The 26,013-nt window shown below is 30.3% G+C and carries 21 protein-coding genes; 9 read left to right on the top strand and 12 right to left on the bottom strand.

Annotated features, from left to right (window positions below; all coding sequences use genetic code 11):
- The first annotated feature begins 14 nt into the window (after positions 1 to 14).
- Positions 15 to 878, top strand: coding sequence for a gliding motility protein GldN (gldN, locus tag H6553_13655; GenBank protein MCB9034877.1), 864 nt, complete (start codon positions 15 to 17; stop codon positions 876 to 878).
- A 40-nt stretch (positions 879 to 918) separates the two neighbouring features.
- Here gldN and H6553_13650 read toward each other — a convergent pair whose 3' ends face one another.
- From H6553_13650 to H6553_13640, 3 genes are all read right to left on the bottom strand, one after another.
- A complete protein-coding gene (locus H6553_13650; protein ID MCB9034876.1) occupies positions 919 to 2,709 on the bottom strand; it encodes an excinuclease ABC subunit C in 1,791 nt (596 codons plus the stop codon).
- Positions 2,710 to 3,020: 311 nt separating this feature from the next.
- Complete coding sequence (locus H6553_13645) at positions 3,021 to 5,249, bottom strand: penicillin-binding protein (GenBank protein MCB9034875.1); 2,229 nt, start codon at positions 5,247 to 5,249, stop codon at positions 3,021 to 3,023.
- Positions 5,249 to 8,419 carry a tetratricopeptide repeat protein gene (locus H6553_13640; GenBank protein ID MCB9034874.1) on the bottom strand — a complete coding sequence of 1,057 codons (3,171 nt, stop codon included), beginning with the start codon at positions 8,417 to 8,419 and terminating at the stop codon, positions 5,249 to 5,251. Before H6553_13640 ends, H6553_13645 begins: the two co-directional genes overlap by 1 nt.
- A gap of 81 nt (positions 8,420 to 8,500) precedes the next feature.
- Between H6553_13640 and H6553_13635 the strand changes: the two genes are divergently transcribed.
- The 5 genes from H6553_13635 to H6553_13615 are packed head-to-tail and all read left to right on the top strand — an operon-like array spanning position 8,501 to position 11,071.
- Positions 8,501 to 9,340, top strand: a complete 840-nt coding sequence (locus H6553_13635) for a hypothetical protein (protein MCB9034873.1) — start codon at positions 8,501 to 8,503, stop codon at positions 9,338 to 9,340.
- Positions 9,341 to 9,344: 4 nt separating this feature from the next.
- Positions 9,345 to 9,752 (top strand): polymer-forming cytoskeletal protein, encoded by a 408-nt coding sequence (locus H6553_13630; GenBank protein ID MCB9034872.1) that lies wholly within the window; start codon positions 9,345 to 9,347, stop codon positions 9,750 to 9,752.
- A gap of 31 nt (positions 9,753 to 9,783) precedes the next feature.
- The gene (locus tag H6553_13625) at positions 9,784 to 9,945 is read left to right on the top strand and encodes an AtpZ/AtpI family protein (GenBank protein ID MCB9034871.1); all 162 of its coding nucleotides are present in this window, start codon (positions 9,784 to 9,786) and stop codon (positions 9,943 to 9,945) included.
- The gene (locus H6553_13620; GenBank protein MCB9034870.1) at positions 9,946 to 10,326 is read left to right on the top strand and encodes a hypothetical protein; all 381 of its coding nucleotides are present in this window, start codon (positions 9,946 to 9,948) and stop codon (positions 10,324 to 10,326) included.
- A complete protein-coding gene (locus H6553_13615) occupies positions 10,316 to 11,071 on the top strand; it encodes a hypothetical protein (protein ID MCB9034869.1) in 756 nt (251 codons plus the stop codon). The genes H6553_13620 and H6553_13615 overlap by 11 nt, the downstream gene beginning before the upstream one ends.
- A gap of 17 nt (positions 11,072 to 11,088) precedes the next feature.
- On the opposite strand, the gene H6553_13610 is transcribed toward H6553_13615, so the two are convergent.
- The 5 genes from H6553_13610 to H6553_13590 all read right to left on the bottom strand — a co-directional run bounded on the left by H6553_13610 (position 11,089) and on the right by H6553_13590 (position 14,826).
- Entirely contained in the window at positions 11,089 to 11,565 is a 477-nt protein-coding gene (locus tag H6553_13610; protein MCB9034868.1) for a hypothetical protein, read from the bottom strand.
- A complete protein-coding gene (locus H6553_13605; protein ID MCB9034867.1) occupies positions 11,565 to 12,683 on the bottom strand; it encodes a DUF4221 family protein in 1,119 nt (372 codons plus the stop codon). The genes H6553_13610 and H6553_13605 overlap by 1 nt, the downstream gene beginning before the upstream one ends.
- Before the next feature lie 5 nt (positions 12,684 to 12,688).
- A complete protein-coding gene (locus tag H6553_13600) occupies positions 12,689 to 13,039 on the bottom strand; it encodes a hypothetical protein (protein MCB9034866.1) in 351 nt (116 codons plus the stop codon).
- 82 nt (positions 13,040 to 13,121) lie between these two features.
- Positions 13,122 to 14,036, bottom strand: a complete 915-nt coding sequence (locus tag H6553_13595; GenBank protein MCB9034865.1) for a hypothetical protein — start codon at positions 14,034 to 14,036, stop codon at positions 13,122 to 13,124.
- 1 nt (position 14,037) lies between these two features.
- Positions 14,038 to 14,826, bottom strand: coding sequence for a TatD family hydrolase (locus H6553_13590; protein ID MCB9034864.1), 789 nt, complete (start codon positions 14,824 to 14,826; stop codon positions 14,038 to 14,040).
- Between the two features lie 318 nt (positions 14,827 to 15,144).
- Between H6553_13590 and H6553_13585 the strand changes: the two genes are divergently transcribed.
- Together H6553_13585 and H6553_13580 are read left to right on the top strand one after the other, a co-directional pair.
- Positions 15,145 to 15,990 (top strand): SDR family oxidoreductase, encoded by an 846-nt coding sequence (locus H6553_13585; GenBank protein ID MCB9034863.1) that lies wholly within the window; start codon positions 15,145 to 15,147, stop codon positions 15,988 to 15,990.
- Positions 15,991 to 16,008: 18 nt separating this feature from the next.
- The gene (locus H6553_13580; protein ID MCB9034862.1) at positions 16,009 to 17,388 is read left to right on the top strand and encodes an aldehyde dehydrogenase; all 1,380 of its coding nucleotides are present in this window, start codon (positions 16,009 to 16,011) and stop codon (positions 17,386 to 17,388) included.
- 371 nt (positions 17,389 to 17,759) lie between these two features.
- Here the strand turns inward: H6553_13580 and H6553_13575 are convergent, their stop codons facing one another.
- The 4 genes from H6553_13575 to H6553_13560 all read right to left on the bottom strand — a co-directional run bounded on the left by H6553_13575 (position 17,760) and on the right by H6553_13560 (position 24,090).
- Positions 17,760 to 19,370 (bottom strand): IS1634 family transposase, encoded by a 1,611-nt coding sequence (locus H6553_13575; protein MCB9034861.1) that lies wholly within the window; start codon positions 19,368 to 19,370, stop codon positions 17,760 to 17,762.
- A 202-nt stretch (positions 19,371 to 19,572) separates the two neighbouring features.
- Positions 19,573 to 22,092, bottom strand: coding sequence for a ribonucleoside-diphosphate reductase subunit alpha (locus H6553_13570; protein ID MCB9034860.1), 2,520 nt, complete (start codon positions 22,090 to 22,092; stop codon positions 19,573 to 19,575).
- 64 nt (positions 22,093 to 22,156) lie between these two features.
- Positions 22,157 to 23,137 carry a ribonucleotide-diphosphate reductase subunit beta gene (locus H6553_13565; GenBank protein MCB9034859.1) on the bottom strand — a complete coding sequence of 327 codons (981 nt, stop codon included), beginning with the start codon at positions 23,135 to 23,137 and terminating at the stop codon, positions 22,157 to 22,159.
- A gap of 335 nt (positions 23,138 to 23,472) precedes the next feature.
- Entirely contained in the window at positions 23,473 to 24,090 is a 618-nt protein-coding gene (locus tag H6553_13560; protein ID MCB9034858.1) for a polysaccharide deacetylase family protein, read from the bottom strand.
- Between the two features lie 391 nt (positions 24,091 to 24,481).
- Here H6553_13560 and H6553_13555 point away from each other — a divergent pair, with 391 nt between their 5' ends.
- Positions 24,482 to 26,008, top strand: a complete 1,527-nt coding sequence (locus tag H6553_13555; GenBank protein MCB9034857.1) for a glutamate--tRNA ligase — start codon at positions 24,482 to 24,484, stop codon at positions 26,006 to 26,008.
- Positions 26,009 to 26,013 lie beyond the last annotated feature (5 nt).

The following is a 26,013-nucleotide window of genomic DNA, read 5'->3' as shown; positions in this document are numbered from 1 at the left end:
AGAATTAAAAGATTATGAGATATTTAGTGTCGTTTATATTGTTGAGTTTGTTTATCTTTTCTGCTAAAGCACAAGATCCAAGCAATCCAACTACTCCAGTAACAACAAGTGCTGATGTAAAGACTGAAGTGTTAAAACTTCCGTGGGAAAATGAAATCTCTGGAAAGAGAACACCTATGGCAGATGAATATATTAGAGAGTCTGATGTATTTTGGTATAAAACAGTTTGGAGAGTAATAGACTTAAGAGAGAAAATGAATTTACACTTTAAATGGCCTAAAAGTCCTTTTATTTCTATCTTATTAGATGCTATTAAAAGTGGAGAAGTACCTGTATATTCTGGTATGGACGATGAGTTTAGTGTGCCTATTAGTGCAGAAGAAGCAATGAGTGTAGCTGGAGGAAGTACTGATTCCATTTTAGTAACAGATGTATTGACTGGTTTACAAAATTGGAAAGTTATTACTAATGAGGTAAACTGGGATAATGTAAATAAGTTGAGAATTAAAGAAATTTGGTACTTTGATAAACAACACTCTGTAATGAAAGTTAAGATTATGGGTATTTGTCCTTTGATAGATAACTATGATCCTACAACTGGAAACTTTAGAGCTGTTGTTCCAGTTTTTTGGACTTATTTTCCATCGTTGAGAAAAACTTTTGTGAATGCAGAAGCATTTAATCCATTTCCTAATGGTGTTTTGTTAAATTGGGATCAGGTATTTTCATTAAGATTATTCTCTAGCTATATCTATAAAATTGATAATGTTCAAGATTTCAGAATTCAAGATTACAAATCTGGAATTGATATTTTATACGAATCTGAAGCTAAGAAACAAGAAATATTTAATTATGAACACGACATGTGGGAATATTAATTAGATTTATTTTAAATGATTAATAATAAGACGGACAACTTTATTGGTTGTCCGTTTTTGTTTTAAAATATGCTATAATATTATTGGCTTGTTTTTTATTAATTACTTTTACCAATTCCTCAAAGTTGGCTTGTTGAATGTTTTTTATTGAGCCAAAGTGTTGGAGTAGTTTTTTTGCAGTATTGTCTCCAATGGAATCAATGTTGGTTAATGCTGTTTTAAGTGTAGATTTATCTCTTTTTTGTCTGTGAAAGGTAATACCAAAACGATGTGCTTCATTTCTTAAGTGCTGTATTAGTTTTAAAGTTTCAGATTGTTTACTTAAATGTAATGGTATTGGATCGTTTGGATAATACAATTCTTCTAGTCGCTTGGCAATAGAAATGACTTGCACTTTATTGTAAATATCCAATTGTTTTAAACTTTCTATTGCTGCATTAAGTTGTCCTTTACCACCATCAATTACAATAAGTTGTGGCAATGCTTGCTGTTCTTCAATCATTCTGCTGTATCTTCTATATACAATTTCTTTCATCGAGTCGAAATCATTAGCACCAATTACTGTTTTTATATTAAAATGACGATAGTCTTTTTTACTTGGTTTGCCATTTTTAAAAACTACACAAGCAGCAACTGGAAATTTTCCTTGAAAGTTAGAGTTATCAAAACACTCGATATGTGTTGGAAGTGCATTCAACTTTAAATCTTTTTGTACTGTTGCTAACAAACGATTGCTTTTTTCTTGTTGTATATTTTTTCCTTTTAGTAAACTATATTTTGCATTTTTATTAGCAAGGTCTAACAGCTTTTTTTTGTCGCCAATTTTAGGAATAGTTGCTTTTAAATTTTTATCAAAAGTAGTATTGACTTCAAACGGAATTACAATTTCGTCTGCTATTTCATCAGTACCAAAAATTTCAATAAAAGCCATAGTAATAATATCTTCCTTGCTTTCTATTTGTCGATTGTTAAAATAGAGTTGCTTGGTTTTAGTAATGTATCCTTCTTTTATAAATAAATAATTGACACATGCTTTTTGTTCTTTTTCGTAATATCCAAATACATGCATGCTATTTAGTTTTGGATTTACTATAATTGACTGATGACTGTATTCGTCTAAAAATTGTAAGCGTTTTTTTAATGCTTCGGCAGTTTCAAAATTTAATTCATTGGCTGCTTCGTGCATTTGATTTTTAATAATGCTTTTTATTTCTGAAAGCTTACCATTGAGTATTGCTTTTATATTGTTAATGTTATTGTTATAATCTATTTCTGATTGATAGCCAACGCAAGGTGCTAGGCAATTACCAATATGATACTCTAAACAGACTTTGTATTTTTTCTGCTGAATATTTTTTGGTGAAAGATTAAGTGTACAATTTCGTATTGGATATAATTTCTTAATTAGATTCACCAAATTCTTCACTTGATATAAAGAAGTGTAAGGACCGAAATATTGACTACCATCTTTTATTAATTGTCTAGTGTATTCAATTCTAGGAAAATGTTCGTTGTATATTTTTATAAATGGATAGCTTTTGTCATCTTTTAAATTGATGTTGTACTTAGGTTGTAGTGTTTTTATTAATTCGTTTTCTAGTAGTAATGCATCTTTTTCGCTGTTTACAATACTGTATTCTATATTGTATATTTTTTTTACTAATAATTTTGTTTTGGTAGATTCTTGTTTTTTAAAGAAATATGAACTAACTCTTTTTTTTAGATTTTTAGCTTTGCCTACATATAGAATTTTGTTGTTTTTATCAAAATATCTATAAACACCAGGCAATTCTGGTAAATTTTTTACAATAGTTGCTAACTCGTTATGCATTTAAGTACAAAATAAAAATTAAAATTGTCTTTCTCAACCTGTCTGCCGACAGGCAAGGTTTGATTGGGAATCTTTTTTACAACAGATTGTTGTTTTCACAGCAATGACTTTAGAGACTCTTGATAAAAATTCTTTCATTTTACTACGAAATTTTCAAGAATGATGCTTACCTCACTACAGATTATAATAATTGTTTTGTGTCGAGACAAACCAAAATGTAGTTTTTAAGATTGCCTGTCTACCGACAGGTAGACCACAATTTTGTTTGTATCTCTCAAAATTTCGAATGACGGTTAATTCTTCTCTACAAATTAATCACCTAAATTATATTCTGTATCGTAGTTTTCTTCTGGTGCATCTAACCAATTACCACTGTCGTCAAGTTGAATTTCTACTTCATCATCATCGCAGACACTCTTTAACAACTGCTCGTTAGATGGTTTAAAGAACTTGGCTTGTTTATCTAACCCAATAGACTTATCGTTATATGCTTTGTTCATAAACTTACCAAATATTGGCATTGCAGCAGCAGAACCCATACCGTTTCCTGTGTACAAAATATGAATAATTGGCTCATCACAACCAACCCAAGCACCAGCAACTAATTGTGGTGTGTAGCCAATAAACCAAGCATCGGTATTGTTATTCGTAGTACCAGTTTTTCCTGCAATTTCAATTCCAGATAAACCAAACTTGCCTTTTAATGAAGCACCAGTTCCACCAGGACCAACTGGTCCTTTCATCATTTCTACCATTTTGTATGCAATATTATCGTTTAATACTTCTTTCATTTCTGTAGTAAAGTTTTGAATAACATTGCCATCTTTATCTTCTATTCTAACAATATATATAGGTTTTGAGTTAATTCCTGCATTAGGAAATGTACTATATACTTGCATCATTTCTATTAAAGAAATATCTGCAGCACCTAAACAAATTGGGCCATAAGGTGGTAAATCTGAAGTAATACCCATTCTTCTTGCCATATCTATTAAAGCTTTTACACCAAATTTTAGTGTAATATAAGCTGCTGCTTTATTGTTTGATTTAGTTAAAGCCATTTTTAATGTTTGTGGACCGCCACTTCCACCTCTAGGACACCAGCTTCCTATACAACCATTGCCTGGTGTAATAACCATACAAGGCGACCAACCGTTATCTACTGCTAGTGTATATACAATTGGTTTGAAAGTAGAACCTACTTGTCGTTGATTGGTACAGTGGTCAAATTTAAAGTACTGGTAATTTGGTCCACCAACCCAAGCTCTTACGAAGCCAGTAAATGGTTCAGTAACCATAAAACCAGCTTGTAACATAGATTGATAGTGTTTTACAGAATCGTAGGAAGAAGCAGTAACTTTTTTCATACCATTATAAGTATAAAGTTCCATTTCTCTCTTATCATTTTTAAAGAATTCCTCGATTTTTTTGTCCGACCAACCAGCTTGTTTAAGTGCGTACCAATGTTCTGTTTCTTTACATTTTCTAAGCAATATTTTTTTACCTATTTCTTTATTCCAAGGATTCCAACCACTTTTAAACTGTGCATCGATTATATTTTGATGTTTCTTTAGATGCTCTATAACAGCAGCTTCTGCATGTTGTTGCAATCTACTATCAATTGTAGTATATATTTTTAATCCATCTGTATAAATATTATAAGTTGTTCCATCACTTTTTGGATTATCTTTTGCCCACTGTTTTAAAAATTTAGACAATTCTGTTCTAAAGTATGGAGCAATACCATCATTAGCAGATTCTGGATGATAGTCTAACTTTATTGGTTTATTAATGGCTTGTTCGTATTGCGTATTAGTAATATAACCTAACTCTCGCATTTTGTATAAAACGGTATTTCTTCTTTTTTTTGCATTTTCTGGGAATTTTTTTGGATTGTGTAGTATTGGATTTTGTGCCATTCCTGCAAAAATTGCAGCTTCGTCTATGTTGAGTTCTCTTGGCTTTTTGTTGAAATAAATTCTAGAAGCACTTTCTATACCAACTGCGTTGTAAGTAAAATCGAACATATTGTAGTACATAGCAATGATTTCTTCTTTGGTATATCTTCGTTCAATCATTAATGCTAATATATATTCTTTTAATTTTTGAATAACCCTAGTAACTAAGTTGCTTGGTCTTCTATGAAACATCATTTTAGCCAATTGCTGAGTAATGGTACTACCACCACCTCTACTTCCCATAAAGACTATGGCTCTGAAAGTAGATTCTAAATCGACACCAGAGTGGTTATAAAACCTTTCATCTTCTATTGCTAAAAGTGCTTTTTCTGACCAAGGTGATAAATCTGAAAAAGCAATATTACTACGATTGTTGACATAGTATTTTCCAATTAGCACAGAATCTGCTGAATAGATTTCTGATGCTAAGTTGCTGTTTGGATTTTCGATTTCGTCGAATGTAGGTAGTTTTCCAAATAAACCTAATCTAACAAAGAGAAAAAATAAACTTACAAAAGCTATGGCTGCAATAAAATATCCCCACAAATATTTAGGAGAAAGTAGTTTTTTTATAAAATTCATTATTTATTAATATAATTTTTAAAGAAATAATTTTGATACTCGTCAAAATCTTCTTGTCTTTTTATGAGTTTAAAGTTTTGATTAGAAATAACAAACCAATCTACCTTGCTTGCTTTATCACCAAAGATGAGTTGTTTTTTCAGTTCTAACTTCATTAATATTGGTGTAACTTCTTCAATGGTATCAAATTTTTTAACTAAGATGATGGCTTTGTTTCCTTCTAAGAAAACAGGATCGAATTTAAGTTTAGTATCTGGTGTTTCGCTTTCTTTGAATGCTTGTAATTTAGACAGTACATTTTTAATGTTGATGTATTGGTCTTTTAGTCGAATGGCAATAAAGAAATCGGTAGTATCATAAACAAACTCTATTTTTGGTCTTGTAATAGTATCTACAATTGGTTTTTGTTCTTGAATGTTGGCAGTAGTATCTTCTATGCCTTTCTGAAACTGAATAAGCGTCATTAAATAGTTTTGTGCTTTTGCTTGTACTGCTGTGTTTGGATATTTGATAATAATATCTGATAGTAAATTTTTGTATTTAACTAGGTCTTGTTTTTTTCCATAAGATAAAGCTTCTAGAAAATCGAACTGTGGAATTTCTGCACTACCATTATATTTTTTTACTGCAACTAATTTGTTGGCAATTACTTGGTCGTAGTCTTCATTTTGAAATGCTTCGAAAGTAGTAGCATAGAAAGATTTAGCTGCATTGGCATTAGCTTCTACAGTTGCTTTTGGTGCATCTATGAGTTTAATTTTTTCTGCAATTTCACTTAATGGATAGTTGTCTAAAATATATTGTTTTTCTTTATCAGATAATCCATTATAATTTTGTTCTTTATAAATTAAGAGTAAGTAGTAGTGTGCAATGGCATCGTACTCGCTATTGGGAAATCGTTTAATGAGTTCATCAAACATTGCTTTTGACTTAGGAATATTGTTGAGCTTGTTTTTAAATATTTCTCCAGATTTGTATAATGATTCTGCAATGATATTATCTGAAGCAATAAATTCTTCTGGCGCTTTTGGTATTTTATATTGTACTACAGTATCTTTTTTAGTATTTGTTGTTTGATTATTAGTATTGGTATTATTATTGGTGTTGTTTTGATTTGTTTGTTCTTCAAATGCAGATTTCTGACTTCTTCTCCAGTTGGCTTGTAGCTGAATATCGCCCCAAATTGATTTGAATTGTGTATATCCTTTGCCTTTAATATCGTCGTTATAGAAATACCACAATCCGTTTGAAGTATATGAACTTGAACTTTGAATAGCACTTGGATCAACAATAGATATATTATTGTCTTCTATACTTAAATTCTTTTTCTTTTTTTCTGCTTTTTCTTTAGCAGCTTCAATCGATGCTAAATAATCTTTTAATTCTTTATCAGACATTTTGCCTAGTCGTTGTAAGCTATCTTGAATATGAATATTAGTAATGTAAGTATTTAGTTCATCTAAAATTGTTTTTCTTTTACTTGCTTCTGCATAGTTTTCATTTTCTTGATTTAAAAATGTAACAGTGCTATCGTAGTTGCCTTTTGCATTGGCATATTGTTCTCTGTCGTAATTAAGTTGAGCTAATTTTAAGTACGACAATCCTTTTTGATTTTGGTTGCTGATACTTTTTTCGATAGAAGTTACTAGACTTTCAATAGCTTGAGTTGTATCTTGCTCGCTTAAATACAATTGAGCCAATTGATAGTATACTTCATCTGCTTGTTCTTTATTTTTGCCAAAACGAACTAGTTTGTTGAGCATTTTTTCTGCATCAGTAGACGCTAGTTCTGGATACTCGCCAATGAGTTTTGCCATATTTAGTTTTGAGTAAAACGACATTCTTTCATCTACTGTATGTTTGATAGATTTTTCAAAATAGTCAATGGCATCTGCTGGTTGATTGTTTTTGCTATAGAGCTGTGCTAAGATAAATTCGTAATGTGCTTTTTCATCTTTCTTTTTAATGAGCATCATTGCATTTTCTAGCTTTTCAATAGCTAATAGAATATTGTTTCTTTTCAATTGATAATATGCATCAACTAAATATAAATCTTTTCTTTGTTTTTTAGTTAGTTTTCTAAGTGCTTTTCCGTATGCAATCATACTTTGAGCATCTGCATATCTATTGAGTTCTAATAAAGACTTTGACATCCAAACCAAAGCTTCTGGTCTACTTTTCTTGTGTTTGATTTTTTCCCAAAAACTCAGTTTGTCCCATTGCTCTTCTTCTTTTTTAGACAATAAATTTTCTAATGGTTTGTCTTCATCTCTATTGGTAGTGTCTTTATAAAAAGGATTTTTTACATATTCGTCATCTATTAAAACATAAGGTAGTTTTGGATCGAAGTTTGGTTTTTTATCATCTACTTTATCTTCAATTTTGGTATTGATGATAGTATCTTGTGAAGATTTTCCTTTTGCAATTTCTATGAGTTTTTCAGGAACTTTTTTGCCTTTCTTTCTAAGAGCAATTATTTTCTTCTTGGCTTTAATAATTTCTTCTAACTCTTTTTTCTTTTTTTCAATAGCTGCTTGTTGTTTATCTCTAGCATCTTCCACTTTCTGTTCGTTGGCTTTTTGTTGTTCTTTCCACTTAAACTCTATAAACTTTTTCTTTTCATCATTTTTCTTAGCAATTTCTTTTTGTCTTTGTTTTAAATACTTCATTCTTTCTTTGTTGCTCAAACCAACTTTTGCATTGAGTTTGTCTGGTTTCATAGTGGTAACTATGTACTGGAAAGTAATTAAAGAAGTATCATATTTTTGCATTAAGTACTGCGATTTTCCTAGCAGCAAATAACAATTGTCTCGCCATCTGCCATAATTTCTAATTTGCAATACAATACCCATTTTCTTTTCAATGGTTTGAAATTCGCTGGCATAGCTAGATAAATCTTTGTCGTGAAAATAAAACGGAATGATTGTAGCGTAATCTACATCTGCTGTATTATCTGCTCGATGCAAAATATCTTTATACAACTCGTTGGCATTAAAGTACCAATTGTTACGAGTAGTAATATCGCCATATGCTTTCTGTACGAAATTGGCTTGTTCGTACTGACTTTTGCTTTTAGTTTTACTTTTTTTCTTTTTTTGAGCAAAACTGCAAAAAGGTAAAATTGCTATTATTAGTAATAGCCACAACTTTTTAGAATATTTAAAGGACATGCTCAAATAATTTCGCTAATTTTAACGCAATTTCTAAAAATTATTTTACTTAAAGAAGTGAAATTATTTTAATTATGTTATATGATAGATAAAAAATCTAAATGGCAACAATTTTGGGAGAAATTAAGGTTAAAATACCGTTTTCAGATAGTAGATGACATAAGTTATGCTGTAAAATTTGTATTTGAACTCAATTTATTAAACATAATTACTATAAGTGGTATTTTAATTGCTCTTTTTATGTTTCTAAATTTCTTGCTGATTGCTTATACGCCACTTAAAAGATATATTCCTGGTTATGGAACTACTAGTAGTAGGAAAGAAGCAATAGAGTTGAGTTTAAAAACAGAGCAATTAGAAAAACAAATTGACGATTACGAGCAATATGTAAAAGATATTAAAGCAGTATTGAAAGATGAAGCAAGAACAGTAAAAAGAGATGAAGAGATTAAAACACCATCTATAGACTCTAGTTACTTGGTAGCAGTTACTGTAAACGAAGCTGCTTTTATTAATGAAATAGAAAAAGGGTTGAAAAATGCAGACTTGAACAAAAATATTCAAGATGCAAAAACAAATGTATTAGGTAATTTAAAAATTACAGCACCAAGTACTAACAAAATCAAAAAAGAATATTCTGACAAACACAAAAGAATTGAATATGCTAAAGGCGACTCTATTGTAAATCCTTTAGATGGAAAAGTAATTGTTCTAATAGATAATGATGATGGAACAACTACTTTGGCTATACAACACGAGCACGATTTGGTGTCTATTTTTAAAAATATTACTATAAATTCATTAAAAACTGGTACATTTGTAAAGGAATCGGCTAAAATTGCTGCCAATGAAAAAGGATTTGTTTATCAACTTTGGTATCAAGGAAAGCAAGTAAATCCAATTAAGTATTATAAAAAATAAGCATATGTTTTCTAGAAATGAAGTAAAATCTGCGTTAAACATGGTTGCCAATCACATTAGTAATGGTACAGAATTACAAGGCAACATTAAAGCAAATACCGATATGAGAATTGATGGTAAAGTTAGTGGAGATGTACATTGCAAAGAAAAAGTAGTGGTAGGAAAAACAGCAAGTATTATTGGTAATATTGTTTCGAAAGATTTAATTATTGAAGGAAGTGTTAAAGGCAATGTAATGATAGATGGATTATTGTACTTAAAAGCTTCGGCACAATTTGAAGGTGATGTACAATACGATAAAGTAGTAATAGAAGAAGGTGCTACTATAAAAGGAAGCTTAATGCCAAAGCCAGCAAATACCAAATTAAATGTCGCTCAACAAGCCAACAAAGAAACCGCTCAAACAGCGTAATACGGTTAAAGATTACTTGCAATACAGCGGAATGGCTTTCGAGATGTTTGCCATTATTGGCGTATTTGCAGCTGCAGGTTACTTTTTAGATAAAAGACTACAAATTAAATTTCCTATATTTTTATTAGCATTCTCTATGATAGGACTGTTTGGTGCTTTGTATAGAATTGTAAAATCATTAAATAAAAAATAGTTGAACTATAATTTTAAAGTATTGCTAAAATTTATAGTAGAAGCAGTAGTTGTTTTTTTGCTATCGTATTTTTTTGCAGTGCAAGTAGATGAAAGTTTAGTAATAGCCATTGTTTTTTTTAATGCACTTTTTTTGTTTTTAGGAATTGTTATTATTCAAATGTCATTTTCTAGTAAAGCTATAGATGCTAGTAAAAAAACAGCCAACTCATTAGCTACAGTAGTTTTTAAACTTATTATAACTTTAGTTGGATTTATATTATATATAATACTGTTTTATAATAATAACAAACTAGAAATAATTTTGGCATTTTTATTGTACTTTATTTATAGTATATTTATTTACTTTAATGTACTAAAACTCATAAAACATGAAACTTAGTTTTTTGTTGACTGCTTGTGTTGTATTTATTAATGTTTTTGCCAAGTACGAAAAAACATATTACTACGGAAAAATAAATAATAAATACAATATAATGATGGAAGTTACAAATAGTAACGAAGATTATATAGCTACTTATTTTTATGAAAATTCTTTTCAACCAATATTTCTGACAGGAACATTTGCTAACGAACTACTTACTTTGCAAACAGTAACTAATCAATCGTCAGATGAAAAATTTGTAGGAAGTATTAATGCTAATGAATTTAAAGGAAAGTGGTACTACAAAAATAAAAACTTGGTTTATACTTTTGATTTAAAACAATGTGATTATATAGAATATGTAAAAGAGAAATATACTGGTACTTATACTATATTAGAACTTTCTAATGAAGAGAAAAAAGAACTTGAAATTCCATTAAACGAAAATGGTGTAAATGGTACTTGCGAGATAAAACAAATCAGTGCAACAAAAATAGCATTTTCTTTATTTTATACTGATGGATTTCCAAGATATCACATAGGAGAGTTGTCTGGTTTTGCCAATTATAATAAAGCAGATAATTGTTTTGTTTATTCAGACGAAGAAGATGTTTGTACTATACAATTTAAGTTTCAAGGCAATGAGTTAATCATCGAACAAAAATCAACAGATATAGAATGTGGTTTTGGAGCTTTTGTAGACATAAGTAATGTATACCACTTCAACAGTAAAACCATACACTTTAATAATTGGTTTAAGTAGTTTTTTAGAAGATAAGATTATTTCTTTTTTTCTATATACTGTTTTATTTCGTCTTTAAGCGAATTGTCTATATTATTCCAATAAATAATTTTTTCATTTTTAATATCAAAAAAATAGTGAGTTGCATTATTTAGTCCATATTTTCGCAAGTTACTATCTTTGTCTATTATAATACTATATTTTCTAATATTTTTTTGAATGGATTGTTCCAATATAGAATCTTCTTTTGCAAAAACAAATATTTTATTTTGTTCCGTTGTATTTAAATCTAATTCTTTAAAAATTACATTCAAATCTCCAGAGCAATTACAAGCAGAATTGCTTATAATAAATAAGTAAAAACTAGTATCTTTTGTTGGAAAATTTTGTATTTCATTTAAATAACGAAATACATACGCTTCTCTATCAAATTTAGTTGTTCTTTTACAAGAAATAAGTAAAAAAGTGGAGAATAATAATAAAATTATAATATATTGTATAGTAGTTTTTAACATTATAAGCCATTTATTTTTAGCAAAGTAACTTGTGCATTTTTTATAATATAAAATCCATCTTTACCAACCAAACCAAAATTGGTAAAGATGCCATCTTTTTTTGGAAACTTAAATTCATTTATTAAGGTGAAATTTTCATCAAATACCATCAATATTACATCCTTATCTTTTAAAGAGTTAAATAGACCATCTTCGTTTTTTTCAGGAATAGCATCAGTATAAAATCTATAAAATAGTTTTCTGTATGGATCAACATAAACTCTACTATAATCATAAGCAGTAACTAAATGTTGTATTTTCTTATCTCCATATTTATTATCACGATATTTTCCATCTAAAGGCGTGGCATCTTTTAACTGGTAAGTACTTTTTCCACCAACTATTTTTTGTTCTAAAGTTTTTAAATCAACAATATAAATATTTGGGTCTATAGGGTAAGATATATAAATATTTTTATTATCATTAGATATATATGCCTTGTTTAAAAAGCCATAATAGTTGGTAAAATATTTTTTAGAATAAGTAATATTGGGTGTTCTGTGAGTACTGTTTTTTATGTTAAAAAAGGCAATAGGACTTACTGTAAAAAAAGAATCAGAATCAAAATCATAACCACAACCATATTGTTCTACTATTAATTCTTGTGTTGTTTTATTAAAATAGGGAATATTTTGATCTAGCTGACTTAAACATGCTACGGTATTCGTATCATAATTAATACTCCATGAGTTAATAATTTTATTATTATGTAGCAGAGAAATACTATCAAAATCCAATAAAAAAATAGTGTCTAAACTAACTATATATGTTCCTCCTATAAAACGGTTCATTACAGGATATGTTAATATTGTTTTTTCTTGAGTAATATTATATAAATAAAATAAACTATCTTTCTGATTTACAAATGCAATATATTCATTAGAGTCTTTTATAAAGAGATTACTAACGGCATATTTACCACCTGCAACCTTTGCACTATCAACAAAACTAACATCTATCAACTGATAATCTAATTGATTATTGATGTTTACTTTAGTTTCAATTAATTTGTATTTTTTGTCAGTAATTTTACAGGCAATACATAATAATATTGCAATTAAAATAAAATATTTATTCATAAATATTATTTTGTTTCTTTAGGCAAACTATTCCAATATTTCATTACTTCTTCTTTTGGTGTATTAGGATATAGCCCAAATATTGATACACAACCTGTTGGTTGCGAGCAGGTACCTCCACCACCATTTTTACATATTACTCCAGGGTCTCCTTGGTTTGTAGTACAAGCAGTTGCATCATAGGACTGTTTCCAATTATTTGTTGTTGTTTCTTCTAGTGCATCTATTTGAGAAGAACTGTTATAACTTGTTCCCAAATTTTTAGGACTTGTGTTTGGCTCTACAATTTGTTCTTTGTTACAACTTACACTTGCTATCAGTGTTAATAAGATGATAATTAAGTTTGACTTTTTCATATTACTTTGTTTTTATTAATCAAATTTAAATTAAAAAAACAATATAAACAAATAATTCTAATGAAAAATAAACTTATGTAGTTTATTCTCTATAAGGAATTAAACCTCTAATTCCCATATCTACAACAGAGTCTAATTTAGCATTATTATTCATACCATCAACAGGTTCAAAAATATTATCGCCATATACATCATACCATTCAAAACTATTATTTACAGAAAGTGATACTACAATAACAATATCTTCGGTTTCGTTTCCAGTAATAGTTAAGTTAGATAAAAATCGACCAGTAACAACACAAGAACCAGCAGGAATTGGCGAAGTTAAACTTATTGGATTTGGAACAGTTGTTGCACCAGCTAGAGCTTGCCATGAAAAAGCAGGAACATTTATATCGTAAGGAATGTTATACGCTTTAGCAGCACCATAACCTTGTTTTCTATTGCCATTTACAGTTATGGTTTCTCCTTTAATATTATATGATGTAATATAAGTATTAAATCCAACAAAAGAAGCAACTTCTGCATTTAACATTTCATCAACCAAGCCAACAACAGGCAAGTTGGCTCTATATCTAAATTGTATGTCATAATTTTGATATGCTAAAGAAACACGCAACCATTTATAAGTTCCAGCAGTTACATTTTTAAGCGGAACACTATAAAAAATTTCTCCATTGCCTTTTATAATTGCTTTAGAGAAATCAATAGCATTTTCACCACCAAGTGAAGTTTCAGATGCTTTATAAAGAATATCACCTTTGCCAATTTGTGTTAAAGAGTCTGGTGCCAATTCTATATAGTGAGCACTCATGCCATGCATAATTGGCGATTGTGTTCCATGATTGGCAGGAATTGTAGCTGTTTGTCCAAAGTTATTGAGTCGAGTTTGAGTAGAATCAAATTTGAATTTAAAAATTAACTTCGGATTATTTTCTTTTTTACAAGCAGTACTTAGTAATGCAATGCTCAATAATATTAAAATATGTTTTTTCATACTATAAATTTTTAATATATTTTTCTAAATTAAACAACTTCTTCGCATTTTGTGTAGTGATAGCAGCAACTTCATCATAAGATAATTGATATATGGTACACAAAAATTCTGCCACTAGTGTAATATAACTGCTTTCATTTCTTTTTCCACGATAGGGAACTGGTGGCAAATATGGTGCATCTGTTTCTAAAACGAGATGTTGTAGTGAAATATTGCGTAGCGTGTTTTTTAAATCAGAATTTTTATAAGTAACTACGCCACCAATGCCTAAATAAAAACCTAAGTCAATAATTTGTTTAGCTTCGGTTTCATTTCCAGTAAAACAATGAAAAACACCACTCGGATTTTGAGTTCTGCTTTTTAAAATATCAATTATGAGTGGAATACTTTCTCTAGAATGAATAGCAATTGGCAATTGATGTTGTATAGCTAAATCGCACTGAATATGAAACGCTTCTTCTTGTATTTGTTGAGTAGATTTATCCCAATATAAATCAATACCAATTTCACCAACAGCAATGTATTTGTTATTTTCTAATTTATTTTGAACTATAGCTAATTCGTCTTTGTAAGATGTTGCTTTCACAGAACAAGGATGCAAGCCCATCATTGGAAAAATCTGTTTTGGAAACTTCTGACACAATAAATGCATTGAATCAATAGTCGTACTATCTACATTTGGAATCAGCATATAATTAATGTGCTTAGCAAATGCTCTTGAAAGCATATCAATTCTGTCATCATTAAACTGCTCATCATTTAAATGTGTATGCGTATCAACTAAAACCATAGTACAAAGATAGGAATTAGTTGTTAGTCTCTGATTGCTCTGCTTATAGTTGTCTATATTATAATATAGTCCTTTTATAATACATAAAATTCAAAGCCGAATCTTCTAATAGCTTCTGTGAAATACTTGCTACATTAGAGTTGAGTAATAAAGTTTAGTAGAGTCTTATATGAAAAAGCAATAATTTAATTTTATGGCAAATCAATAATCTATTTAAATCATTGCTTCATTAAAAAACTATCTTAAGTTAAGAAATAAAACTACATTATACAAAATAGATTATTTTCATTTAACTTTAAACTATTAAACTTTATTATCATGTCTAAAATTAAAGATACAAATGTATTGGTAACAGGTGGAGCCAACGGAATAGGAAAACTAATGGCACTTAGTTGTTTACAAGAAGGTTGTGCCACTATGGTACTATGGGATATCAACGAAGAAAACTTAGCCAAAACTCAAAAAGAATTTGCCAATCGTGGCTATAACAATGTACATACTTATGTAGTAGATGTTGCAGATGTAAAAGATATAGAATCTGCCGCTACTAAAGTACTATTAGATATAGGAAATATAGATATTTTATTTAATAATGCAGGAATTGTAGCAGGTAAAAAATATTTTTGGGAATATAATTCAAGAGATATTGAAAAAACAATCAATATAAATGTAAATGGAGTAATGCATGTTACTAGAGTTTTTATTAAAGATATGATTAGACAAAACAAAGGTCATATAATTAATATAGCATCTGCTTCTTCATTTATTAGTTTACCAAAAGGATCTGTTTATGCAGCAAGTAAATGGGCTGTTTTAGGTTGGAGTGAATCACTTAGAAAAGAACTAGAACAGGCAAAAACTAATGTTCATGTTACTACTATATGTCCAAGTTATATAGATACAGGTATGTTTAAAGGCGTAAAAGCACCAATGTTATTTCCATTATTACAACCAGAAGAAATTGTAGAGAAAATTATTAAAGCAGTTAAGAAAAATGAGATTATAATTATGGAACCTGGAAATCTAAGTTTAGTTCCTATATTTAAAGGAATAATGCCTACTAAAATATTTGATGTTTTTGCAGATTGGTTAGGTGTTTATAACTCTATGGATTCTTTTGAAGGAAGAAACGAAAAAGAAAGAATTCCAGATAAAAAAGTATAATTTTAAAATAAAAATATCATGACAGCTACAACAGTTGCTAATAGCATTCAATCAATTATTGATAAACAAAGAGTATTCTTTAATTCGCATCAAACCAAGTCAGTTAGCTTTAGACTAAAACAACTAAAGAAATTTAAAGATGCAGTTAAACAAAATGAGTCTGCTATTATCAACGCACTGTATCAAGACTTTAAAAAGTCGGCCTTTGAAACTTATACTTCAGAAATAGCAATGGTCTATGATGAAATAGACTTCATGATAAAACATTTAAAAGCGTGGACAACACCACAATTAGTTAAAGATAATATTGCCAACTTCCCATCAAAAAATTATATCTACGCAGAACCTTATGGCGTTGCTTTAATTATAGGTGCATGGAACTATCCAGTACAACTAACATTAGTACCAATGGTTGGAGCTATGGCTGCAGGAAATACCATTGTAGTAAAACCACCAAGAGCATCAATGCATTCCTATAAAGTGATGCAAAAAATACTACAAGTATTCGATGAAAATTACATTACGGTATTAGATGAACATAGCAATAATGATGAAATGTTGGCTTGTCGTTACGATTATATTTTCTTTACAGGAAGTGTACCAGTAGGAAAAATTGTAGCCAAAGCAGCAGCAGAATATCTTACGCCAGTTACATTAGAGTTAGGAGGCAAGAGTCCTTGTATTGTAGATAGCAAAGCAGATGTTGCACTAGCTGCAAAACGAATTGCTTTTGGTAAATTTTTTAATGCTGGACAAACTTGTGTAGCACCAGATTATTTATTATTGAACAAGCAAATAAAAGATGAATTTTATACTGCTTTTGCTAAAACTGTCCGAGAATTTTATGGTACTAATCCAAAAGAAAGTCCAGATTTTCCAAGAATTATCAGTGATAGACATTTTGATAGATTGGCAGACATGATTAAAGACGGCAATATTATAGTAGGTGGCGATGTCGACAAATCACAACGATACATTGCTCCAACGCTTATAGAAATTGACAGCTTAAGCCATCCAACCATGTACGATGAAATTTTTGGACCAATACTACCAGTTTTAGTAGTAGATGATATTGACGAAAGCGTAAACATTATTCAGCAATTTGAAAAACCATTAGCATTTTATATTTTCTCCAACGATTATAAAACACAACAAGAACTAATTAAGAACATGCCATTTGGTGGAGGTTGTGTCAACGATTGCATTTCTCATGTAGTGAATCACAATTTACCATTTGGAGGAGTTGGCAACAGTGGATTAGGAGCATATCATGGTAAATTCAGCTTTGATACTTTTACCCATTATAAAGGTGTAGTCAATAAAGTTACTTGGCCAGATGTTCCATTACGCTATCCACCATATAAATCAAAACTACCAATCATTAAGCAGATTATGTAGTAAACTGAATTGGTGTAAAGTATAGTTAAACCCAAATTACACATTAGAAATTTATTCCGAACATTCTTCTACTTTATATTTTCGTAGCGTTGCTTTGAAGTGAAAACTTATCGCAGTGTCCTCTACGAGAGACACTGCTTGGAAAGAATATATACTTTTATTAAAAGATGCTGAAACAAGTTCAGCATGGTGCAGAGCATAAGCATAAGAATAGAAATTACACTTAACTTCCGCACATTTCGCAGCCATCTGGATTGTCGAGTGAGCATGCTTGTTGTGCTGCTATAAACTCTCAAGTTTGACACGATATTGAGTTAATTAATTGATTATCAACAATAGTGTTATTGGATTGGCTCACTACAAATTGGATTTTATAGTGTTAGTTTGTCTTTTGGAATGATGGGTTGTAATGGCATTAAACCTATTGCTCTTTGAAGTGCAATTTCGTTTTCTGTTGGTCTTGAACGTACATAGATTTGCTCTTTATTGTGTTGTAACAAGCTTACTTGCATTTTATTTAGCGTAGTTCTTAGCGTATTCTCTGTGAGTTTTAGTCCGCTTTTATTGGTTCTTTGTAGTGTGTAGTTTAATAGTGTATAAGCGATATAGCATAAACAAATATGTCCTTTAATTCGTTTGTCTGTCCAATGAAACATGGGTCTTATTTCTAAGTGTGCTTTAAAGGTTCTAAAGGTGTGTTCTATTTTATAAAGTTGTTTGTATTGTTCTAATACTTGTGTTGCTGTAAGGGTTTTGTTGTTGGTGCTAATAGCCAAAATGCCATCGTACTTTGCATCGTTTATTAGTTTTTGTTCATTCAGTTCATAGCTGCCTTTTGGGTTTTGTTGTATATAAAACCTACTTGCTTTTTTGGTAATTAGAGCTGTATTTTTTAATAGTATTTTAGCTGTAGCTTCTTTGTCTTCTCTATCTTGTTTGTCTTTTTTTGCTCGTTTTTGGCTGTGTGTTACGATGATTGTTTTACCATCGTGTTCTACGGTTTTATATGTAATTACAATGGCTTCGCCAGTTGTATCATGGTATATCCATTGTTTGGTAAAAGAAGCTAAATCGGTAAGCTCGGTTTGTAATGTTTTAGGTAAACTTTTGATGCGTTCGCCAAGTATAAATTCGTAGCCATTGTTTTTGGTAATTTCGATGTTATGTTTCGATAACATACCTCTATCTGCTACCATAATTATTTTTTCTATTTGATATTGTTTTTTTAAATCGATTAATGCTTTTTCAAAAGTATGTCCTTCGTAGGTATTGCCTTCAAAAATTTGATAACCAATCGGATTTTTATCAGTATCTATGAGCATACAAAACAAGATTTGTGTGTTTCCTATTTTGCCATCTTTACTAAATCCTTTTTGCCTAAGTTTGCCTTGTTGTTCTACTTCACTTTCAAAATACAAAGTGGTTACATCATAAAATACAACATCCAATTTTTGATTAAATAAATCTCTGCCTGTTTGGAAAATTTGTTGTTGAATGAGCGATTGATTGTCGGCTAATTTATCTAAAGTTCGATACAAGTGATGTAGCGAAACAGTAGGCAAATTAAGATATTCCGACTGATGTAGATAATTTTGATGTTTACTACACGGATCTTGTAATCGCTCTAAAAGCATCAACAAAACAGCATCCGAAAAATTAAATTGTAGTTTGTTTTTTGAGGCTATTCTGCGAAACACATCTTGCAAACCATAATGCTGTAATACTTTTTGGTAGAGGTATTGATAGCCATAATTGTATCTGCCTAATTCTAACAAATCGCCAGTTAGCAATGCCTTTACTTCGCCACCACCTAACTCAAATAATTGGATACCGATGGCTCGCAATTGGGCTGGTTTATAATCTTCTACTTTGCCAAGTGTGTGTAATATTTTGTGCTTTGATTTGCCCTCATCATTTCGATAGCTTTCTAAGATACGCAAATACGTGCCTGATGATTTTTTCTCTATCCGCAAAAATGACATACTGCAAAAATAGAGCGGATAAACTAATTATAAAAGCAACCAAAAAAAAATCGGCTCACTACAAATTTGAAAAAATAAAAACAAAACTCAATAAAATAAGGCGTTCTCAGTCATATTTTATGAAAAGGTGTCAAACTCGAGAAAAGATGCTGAAACAAGTTCAGCATGGTGCAGAGCATAAGCATAAGAATAGAAATTACACTTAACTTCCGCACATTTCGCAGCCATCTGGATTGTCGAGTGAGCATGCTTGTTGTGCTGCTATAAACTCATCTACGGTCATACCTCGTTCTGCTGCGGCTTCTTCTATTGTTTTTGCTTTTACTTCTACTTTTTCTTCGGTTTCACTAAAAATACTTTGTTGTGCATCTGCTACTTTCTCGTAAATTGGTGCTGCTACTTCAACTACTTTTTCAGTAATTACTTCTGCTTTTGCTTGTGTTTGCTTTGCTTTTTCAAAATCTACCGTAAATTTAATTGGATCTACTGCTGGTCTAGAACGCAAGTAATACATTCCTGTTTTTAAACCTTGTTCCCAAGCGTAAAAGTGTGCTGAAGTCAGTTTTTTGTAATCTGGACTTTCCATAAACAAATTCAAACTCTGACTTTGGTCTATGAATGCTCCTCTATCAGCAGCCATATCTATAATTGCTCTTTGTTTAATTTCCCAAGAGGTTTTGTATAAGTCTTTTACTTCTTGTGGTATGCCTTCAATTGCTTGTATAGAGCCATTGTTTGCAATAATAGCATTCTTCATTTCATCGCTCCACATGCCTAGTGCTATTAAATCTTTTAAAAGATGTTTGTTTACAATTACAAACTCGCCACTTAAAACTCGTCTAGTATAAATATTAGTAGTATAAGGTTCAAAACATTCATTATTTCCTAATATTTGTGATGTAGAAGCTGTTGGCATTGGTGCTACCAATAAGCTATTTCTTACACCATATTGTTTAATTTCTGCTCTTAATGCATTCCAATCCCAACGATTGGTTGGCTCTACGCCCCACATATCAAACTGAAAAATACCTTGCGATATTGGCGATCCTTCATAACTTTGATATGGACCATCTACTTTTGCTAAGTCTTTAGAAGCACACATTGCAGCATAATATATTGTTTCAAATATATTTTTATTTAGAATTTTAGCTTCTTCACTTTCAAATGGATGTTTCAACATTAAAAAAGCATCTGCTAAACCTTGTACGCCTAATCCAACTGGACGATGACGCATATTAGAATTTTTAGCTTCAACTACTGGATAATAATTTACATCAATTACTTTATTTAGATTCTTAGTAACGATATAAGTAATATCGTATAGTTTTTGAAAATCAAACGATCTTTTCTCTACATCAACAAACTTACTTAAATTGATAGATGCTAAGTTACAAACAGCGACTTCATCTTTAGAAGTGTATTCCATTATTTCTGTACACAAGTTACTAGAACGAATAACGCCTAAATTCTTCTGATTATTTTTTCTGTTGACATGATCTTTGTACAACATATATGGTGTACCTGTTTCAATCTGACTGTCTAGTATATGAAACCAAAGTTCTTGTGCTTTAATTGTTTTTCTTGCTTTGCCTTCTTTCTCGTATTGTTCATACAATGCTTCAAATTCTTTTCCGTAGGTATTGTACAAGTTTGGACATTCATTTGGACAGAACAAAGACCAATCGCCATTAGCTTTAACTCTCTTCATAAATAAATCTGGAATCCACATCGCATAGAATAAATCTCTTGCTCTTAATTCTTCTTTACCATGATTTTTTTTCAGTTCTAAGAAATCAAAAACATCAGCATGCCAAGGTTCTAAGTAAACTGCAAAAGCACCTTTTCTTTTTCCTCCACCTTGATCTACATATCGTGCAGTAGCATTAAACACTTGCAACATTGGTACTAAACCATTTGATGCACCACCAGTTCCTTTTATATAACTGCCTTTAGCTCTAACATTGTGAATGCTTAGTCCGATACCACCAGCAGACTGCGAAATTTCTGCACACTGTTTTAGTGTGTCATAAATGCCTTTAATGCTATCATCTTGAGCTGTTAATAAGAAGCAAGATGACAATTGTGGTTTTGGTGTTCCTGCATTAAACAAAGTTGGTGTAGCATGTGTAAACCATTTTTCTGACATTAAGTTATAGGTTTCAATAGCTGCATCAATATTATTTTGATGAATACCAACGGCAACACGCATTAACATATGTTGTGGTCTTTCTACAATTTTATTATTTACTTTTAATAAATATGCTCTTTCTAATGTCTTAAATCCAAAGAAATCGTAGTTGAAATCTCTGTGATGAACAATTGCTCCATTTAATTTTTCTTTATTTTGCATAATGATTTCATATATATCATCTGCAATTAATGGTGCTTTTTCTCCAGTTTTTGGATCGATATAATTGTATAAATCTTCTATAACTAATGAGAAGGATTTTTTAGTATTTTTATGTAAGTTAGAAACGGCAATTCTGGCAGCAAGTATGGCGTAATCTGGATGAATAACCGTCATAGAAGCACAAGTTCTAGCAGCTAATTCATCTAGTTGAGTAGTAGTAACTCCTTCGTAAATGCCTTTAATTACATTTTGTGCTACTTTAAATGGTGTAACAAACTTTGGACTTAAACCAAAAGACAACTTACTGATTCTAGCTGTTATTTTGTCAAAATGGACTGGCTCTTTTCTGCCGTCTCTTTTAATTACGAACATAATTAAATATTTTTATAAAATTCTATAATATATTTAGTGCAATTATTAGTTAATTACACGAGTTTTAAAATTCATCTGTAAAGCCAAATACTTGTTCTTCTTTTTTAACGCCAACGCCTGCTTTTTTGTATTCAGAAACGCGTCTTTCAAAGAAATTAGTTTTGCCTTCCATAGAAATTGCTTCCATAAATGGAAACGGATTGGTTACGCTATATACTTTTGGATAACCAAGAGATACAATTAATCTGTCTGCTACAAATTCTATGTACTGACACATTAAATCTGCATTCATTCCAATAAGATGTACTGGTAAAGAGTCTTTAACAAATATTTTTTCTGCTTCCACTGCATCACAAATAATGGAGTAAATTTCTTCTTTACTCAATTTATTTACAAGCATGGAATACAATAAACAAGCAAAATCGCAGTGTAAACCTTCATCTCTACTAATTAATTCATTAGAGTGTCCAAGTCCTGGCATTAGACCTCTGTTTTTCAGCCAAAAGATAGAACAAAAACTACCACTAAAGAAAATACCTTCTACAGCAGCAAATGCTACTAGTCGATGTGCAAAAGAAGGAGCAGACTCAATCCATTTTAATGCCCAATTTGCTTTTAATTTTACACAGTCTAGATTTTCAATAGCATTAAATAATTTATCTTTTTCTTCATTATCTTTAATGTAAGTATCTATTAAAAGAGAATATGTTTCAGAGTGTATATTTTCCATAGCTACTTGAAAGCCATAAAAACATCTTGCTTCAGGAATGGTAACATCTTGCATAAAGTTAACCACTAGATTTTCATTAACGATACCATCACTAGCGGCAAAGAAAGCCAACACATGTTTTATAAAATGTTTTTCATCTTTGTTGAGTTGTTCCCAATGTGTTAAATCTTGACTTAAGTCAATTTCTTCTGCAATCCAAAAAGCTTGTACATGTGTTTTGTACATTTTCCAAATTTCGTCATACTTAATAGGAAATAATACAAAGCGATTGTCTGCTTCTTGTAATATTGGTTCGTCGATATTATTAATGTTCATTCTATGGTTGATTTAAGATGAAAAATAAACTTTTGGAGCGTGGAAAATTGTCCATTCTCACACTATAAAGCTACTTATATACATTTGTTTTTCCAATTCCTACTTTTCAACACATGTTTAGTTTTGCTGTTAAGTTTATTGATTATCAATTAATTATAAATTTAAATTTTATGCTCAAAAAATTTAAACATTATGAAAAACAAAATGTGTAAAAAAGGTGAACTTTTTTTTTGGTAGTACACAAATCTTGTAAAACTCTTGCTATTTATGAAATTTAATGCCACAAAAGAGCTAGTTCTAAAAACTAAAAATAAAATCAAATATAATATATTTTATTAGAAACTAATGATTTTTGTAAGCATTTTTTGTTGTTGAACAAACGACAATAATTGTGGTAATACAAACTGTATTTTTTCAGTTGCTTTATCATTATCGTGCATACAAACAATACTACCTACTTCAAGGTTATCTGTTATATTTTTTAAGCATTGTTCACTACTAATGGTAGAATCAAAATCGCCACACATAATGCTATAATTAATAATCTTATCTATATGTTTTACAAGCTTAAATTTTCCGTATGGTGGTCTAAAAAATATTTTTTCTTGATTAGAAATTTGTTGTATAGCCATTTTCCCTTTATCAATATTCTCTAAATAAGTACTACGATTAATTTTCCAAGCATCTAAATGTTCATAACCATGATTGGCAATCAAGTGTCCTTCTGCTACAATTTGTTGTGTTAAATCTGGATATTGTTCTACATTTCTTCCCAAACAAAAAAACGAAGCTTTAGCATTGTATTGTTGTAGTGTTTTTAAAATAAATGGCGTAGTATTTGGGTTTGGTCCATCATCAAATGATAAAAATATAGCATTATCATTATTTGGCATTTTCCAAACTACATTAGGAAACAACCATGAATAAATAATAGGTGTTTTTACAAAATACATAATCAATTAAAATGCTTTCTAAAGAATAATCAAAAAAAACATATTATAAATATATCATTATAGATACTGTTCTTAATTCAATCAGTATCTACTTTTGTCTTGATACAAAAGTAGCAAAAAATCAAGACTGCAATAAATTCTTAACGCTCGAACTACTTAAAAAAGCTAAAAATCTTGAAACTCACTTCGTTCAAACAGCAAGATTTTCTTTACGCCTTTTTATTTGTTCTCACTAAATTTATTGAATGTCATTTTAATTACTTACTGAATAAAAATCTGCACTTCGTAAATGTTTTGTATAATTTTATCTCATCACAAATTCCTAATGTGTAATCTATAATTATCCTAAATAAAATTTTTACTTTTGTTGCAAGTTAGAAAAAAAACACCAATGTCAGTAAGAACAAGATTTGCACCAAGTCCAACAGGACCATTACATTTAGGAGGCGTAAGAACCGCTTTATATTGTTATTTATTTACCAAACATCAAGGCGGTCAATTTTTATTACGAATAGAAGATACCGACCAAAATCGTTTTGTAGAAGGTGCAGAACAATATATTAATGATGCTTTGGCTTGGGCTGGTATTCCTATTGATGAAGGCGTAAATGAAGGTGGCAATTTTGGACCATATAAACAAAGCGAAAGAAAGCATTTATATAAACAGTATGTAGATCAATTAATTGAAAATGGCAATGCCTACATGGCTTTTGATACTCCAGAGGAACTCGAAGCAATGCGTGAACAGTATAAAGCACAAGGTGTTCCAAATCCTGCATACAATGGTGTTACTAGGCAGTATATGAAAAATTCTTTAGCATTGCCTAAAGATGAAGTAGATAAACGATTAGCAGAAAATCAACCTTTTGTAGTGCGATTAAAAATGCCAAGAAATGAAGAAATTCGTTTTGAAGATAAAGTGCGTGGTTGGGTAGTTTTTCATTCATCGCAATTAGACGATAAAGTGATTTTTAAAAGTGATGGCATGCCTACTTATCATTTAGCGAATGTGGTAGATGATTATTTAATGCAAATTACTCATGTAATTAGAGGTGAAGAATGGTTACCAAGTACACCAACACATATTATGTTGTATAAAGCTTTAGGTTGGGAAGATAAAATGCCAGCATTTGCTCATTTACCTTTGATATTAAAACCAGATGGACATGGAAAATTATCAAAACGAGATGGTGATAGATTAGGATTTCCTGTATTTCCTTTGAATTGGACAAATCCTGAAACTGGCGAAGTGAGTCAAGGTTACAAAGAAAGAGGTTTTTTACCAGAAGCATTTGTAAACATGTTGGCTTTTTTAGGTTGGAATCCTGGAACAAACCAAGAGTTGTTTACTATGGACGAACTCATTCAAGCTTTTTCTATAGAAAGAATTGGTAAATCTGGTGCTAAGTTCGATTTTGAAAAAGCAAAGTGGTACAATCAGCAGTTTATAAAAATGAAAAGTGACGATGATTTGTATAATATGGTAGCACCAATGATGCAATCACAAATTGATGCAAAAGGAACAGACTATGTTAAAAAATATATTTCATTTTTTAAAGAACGAGTAACCTTTTTAGAAGAATTTCCTACAGTAGGTTATTTTATGTTTGAAGCACCTAAAACTTTTGATGAGAAAGTAGTTCAAACAAAATGGAATGACAATGTAAAACCTTTATTCGAAGATTTAATCAATCAGTTTCAAGCATTGCCAAATTTTACTCATGATGCTATAGAACAAACTGTAAAACAAGCTGTAGAAACCAATGGATTGAAAATAGGTATGGTATTTCCTGTATTAAGAGTAATGCTAACTGGCGAAGCTGGTGGTCCTCCATTATTTGAATTAATAGAAATGCTAGGACAAGCAACTACTGTATCAAGAATGCAAGCGTTTGTAGAAAAATATAATATAGCTTAAAATGA

The sequence above is a fragment of the Chitinophagales bacterium genome (assembly GCA_020636535.1).
Lineage (GTDB): Bacteria > Bacteroidota > Bacteroidia > Chitinophagales > JADIYW01 > JADJSS01.
The sequence above is the reverse complement of the archived record's forward strand: the minus strand, read 5'-3'. Positions and strand labels throughout refer to the sequence as shown.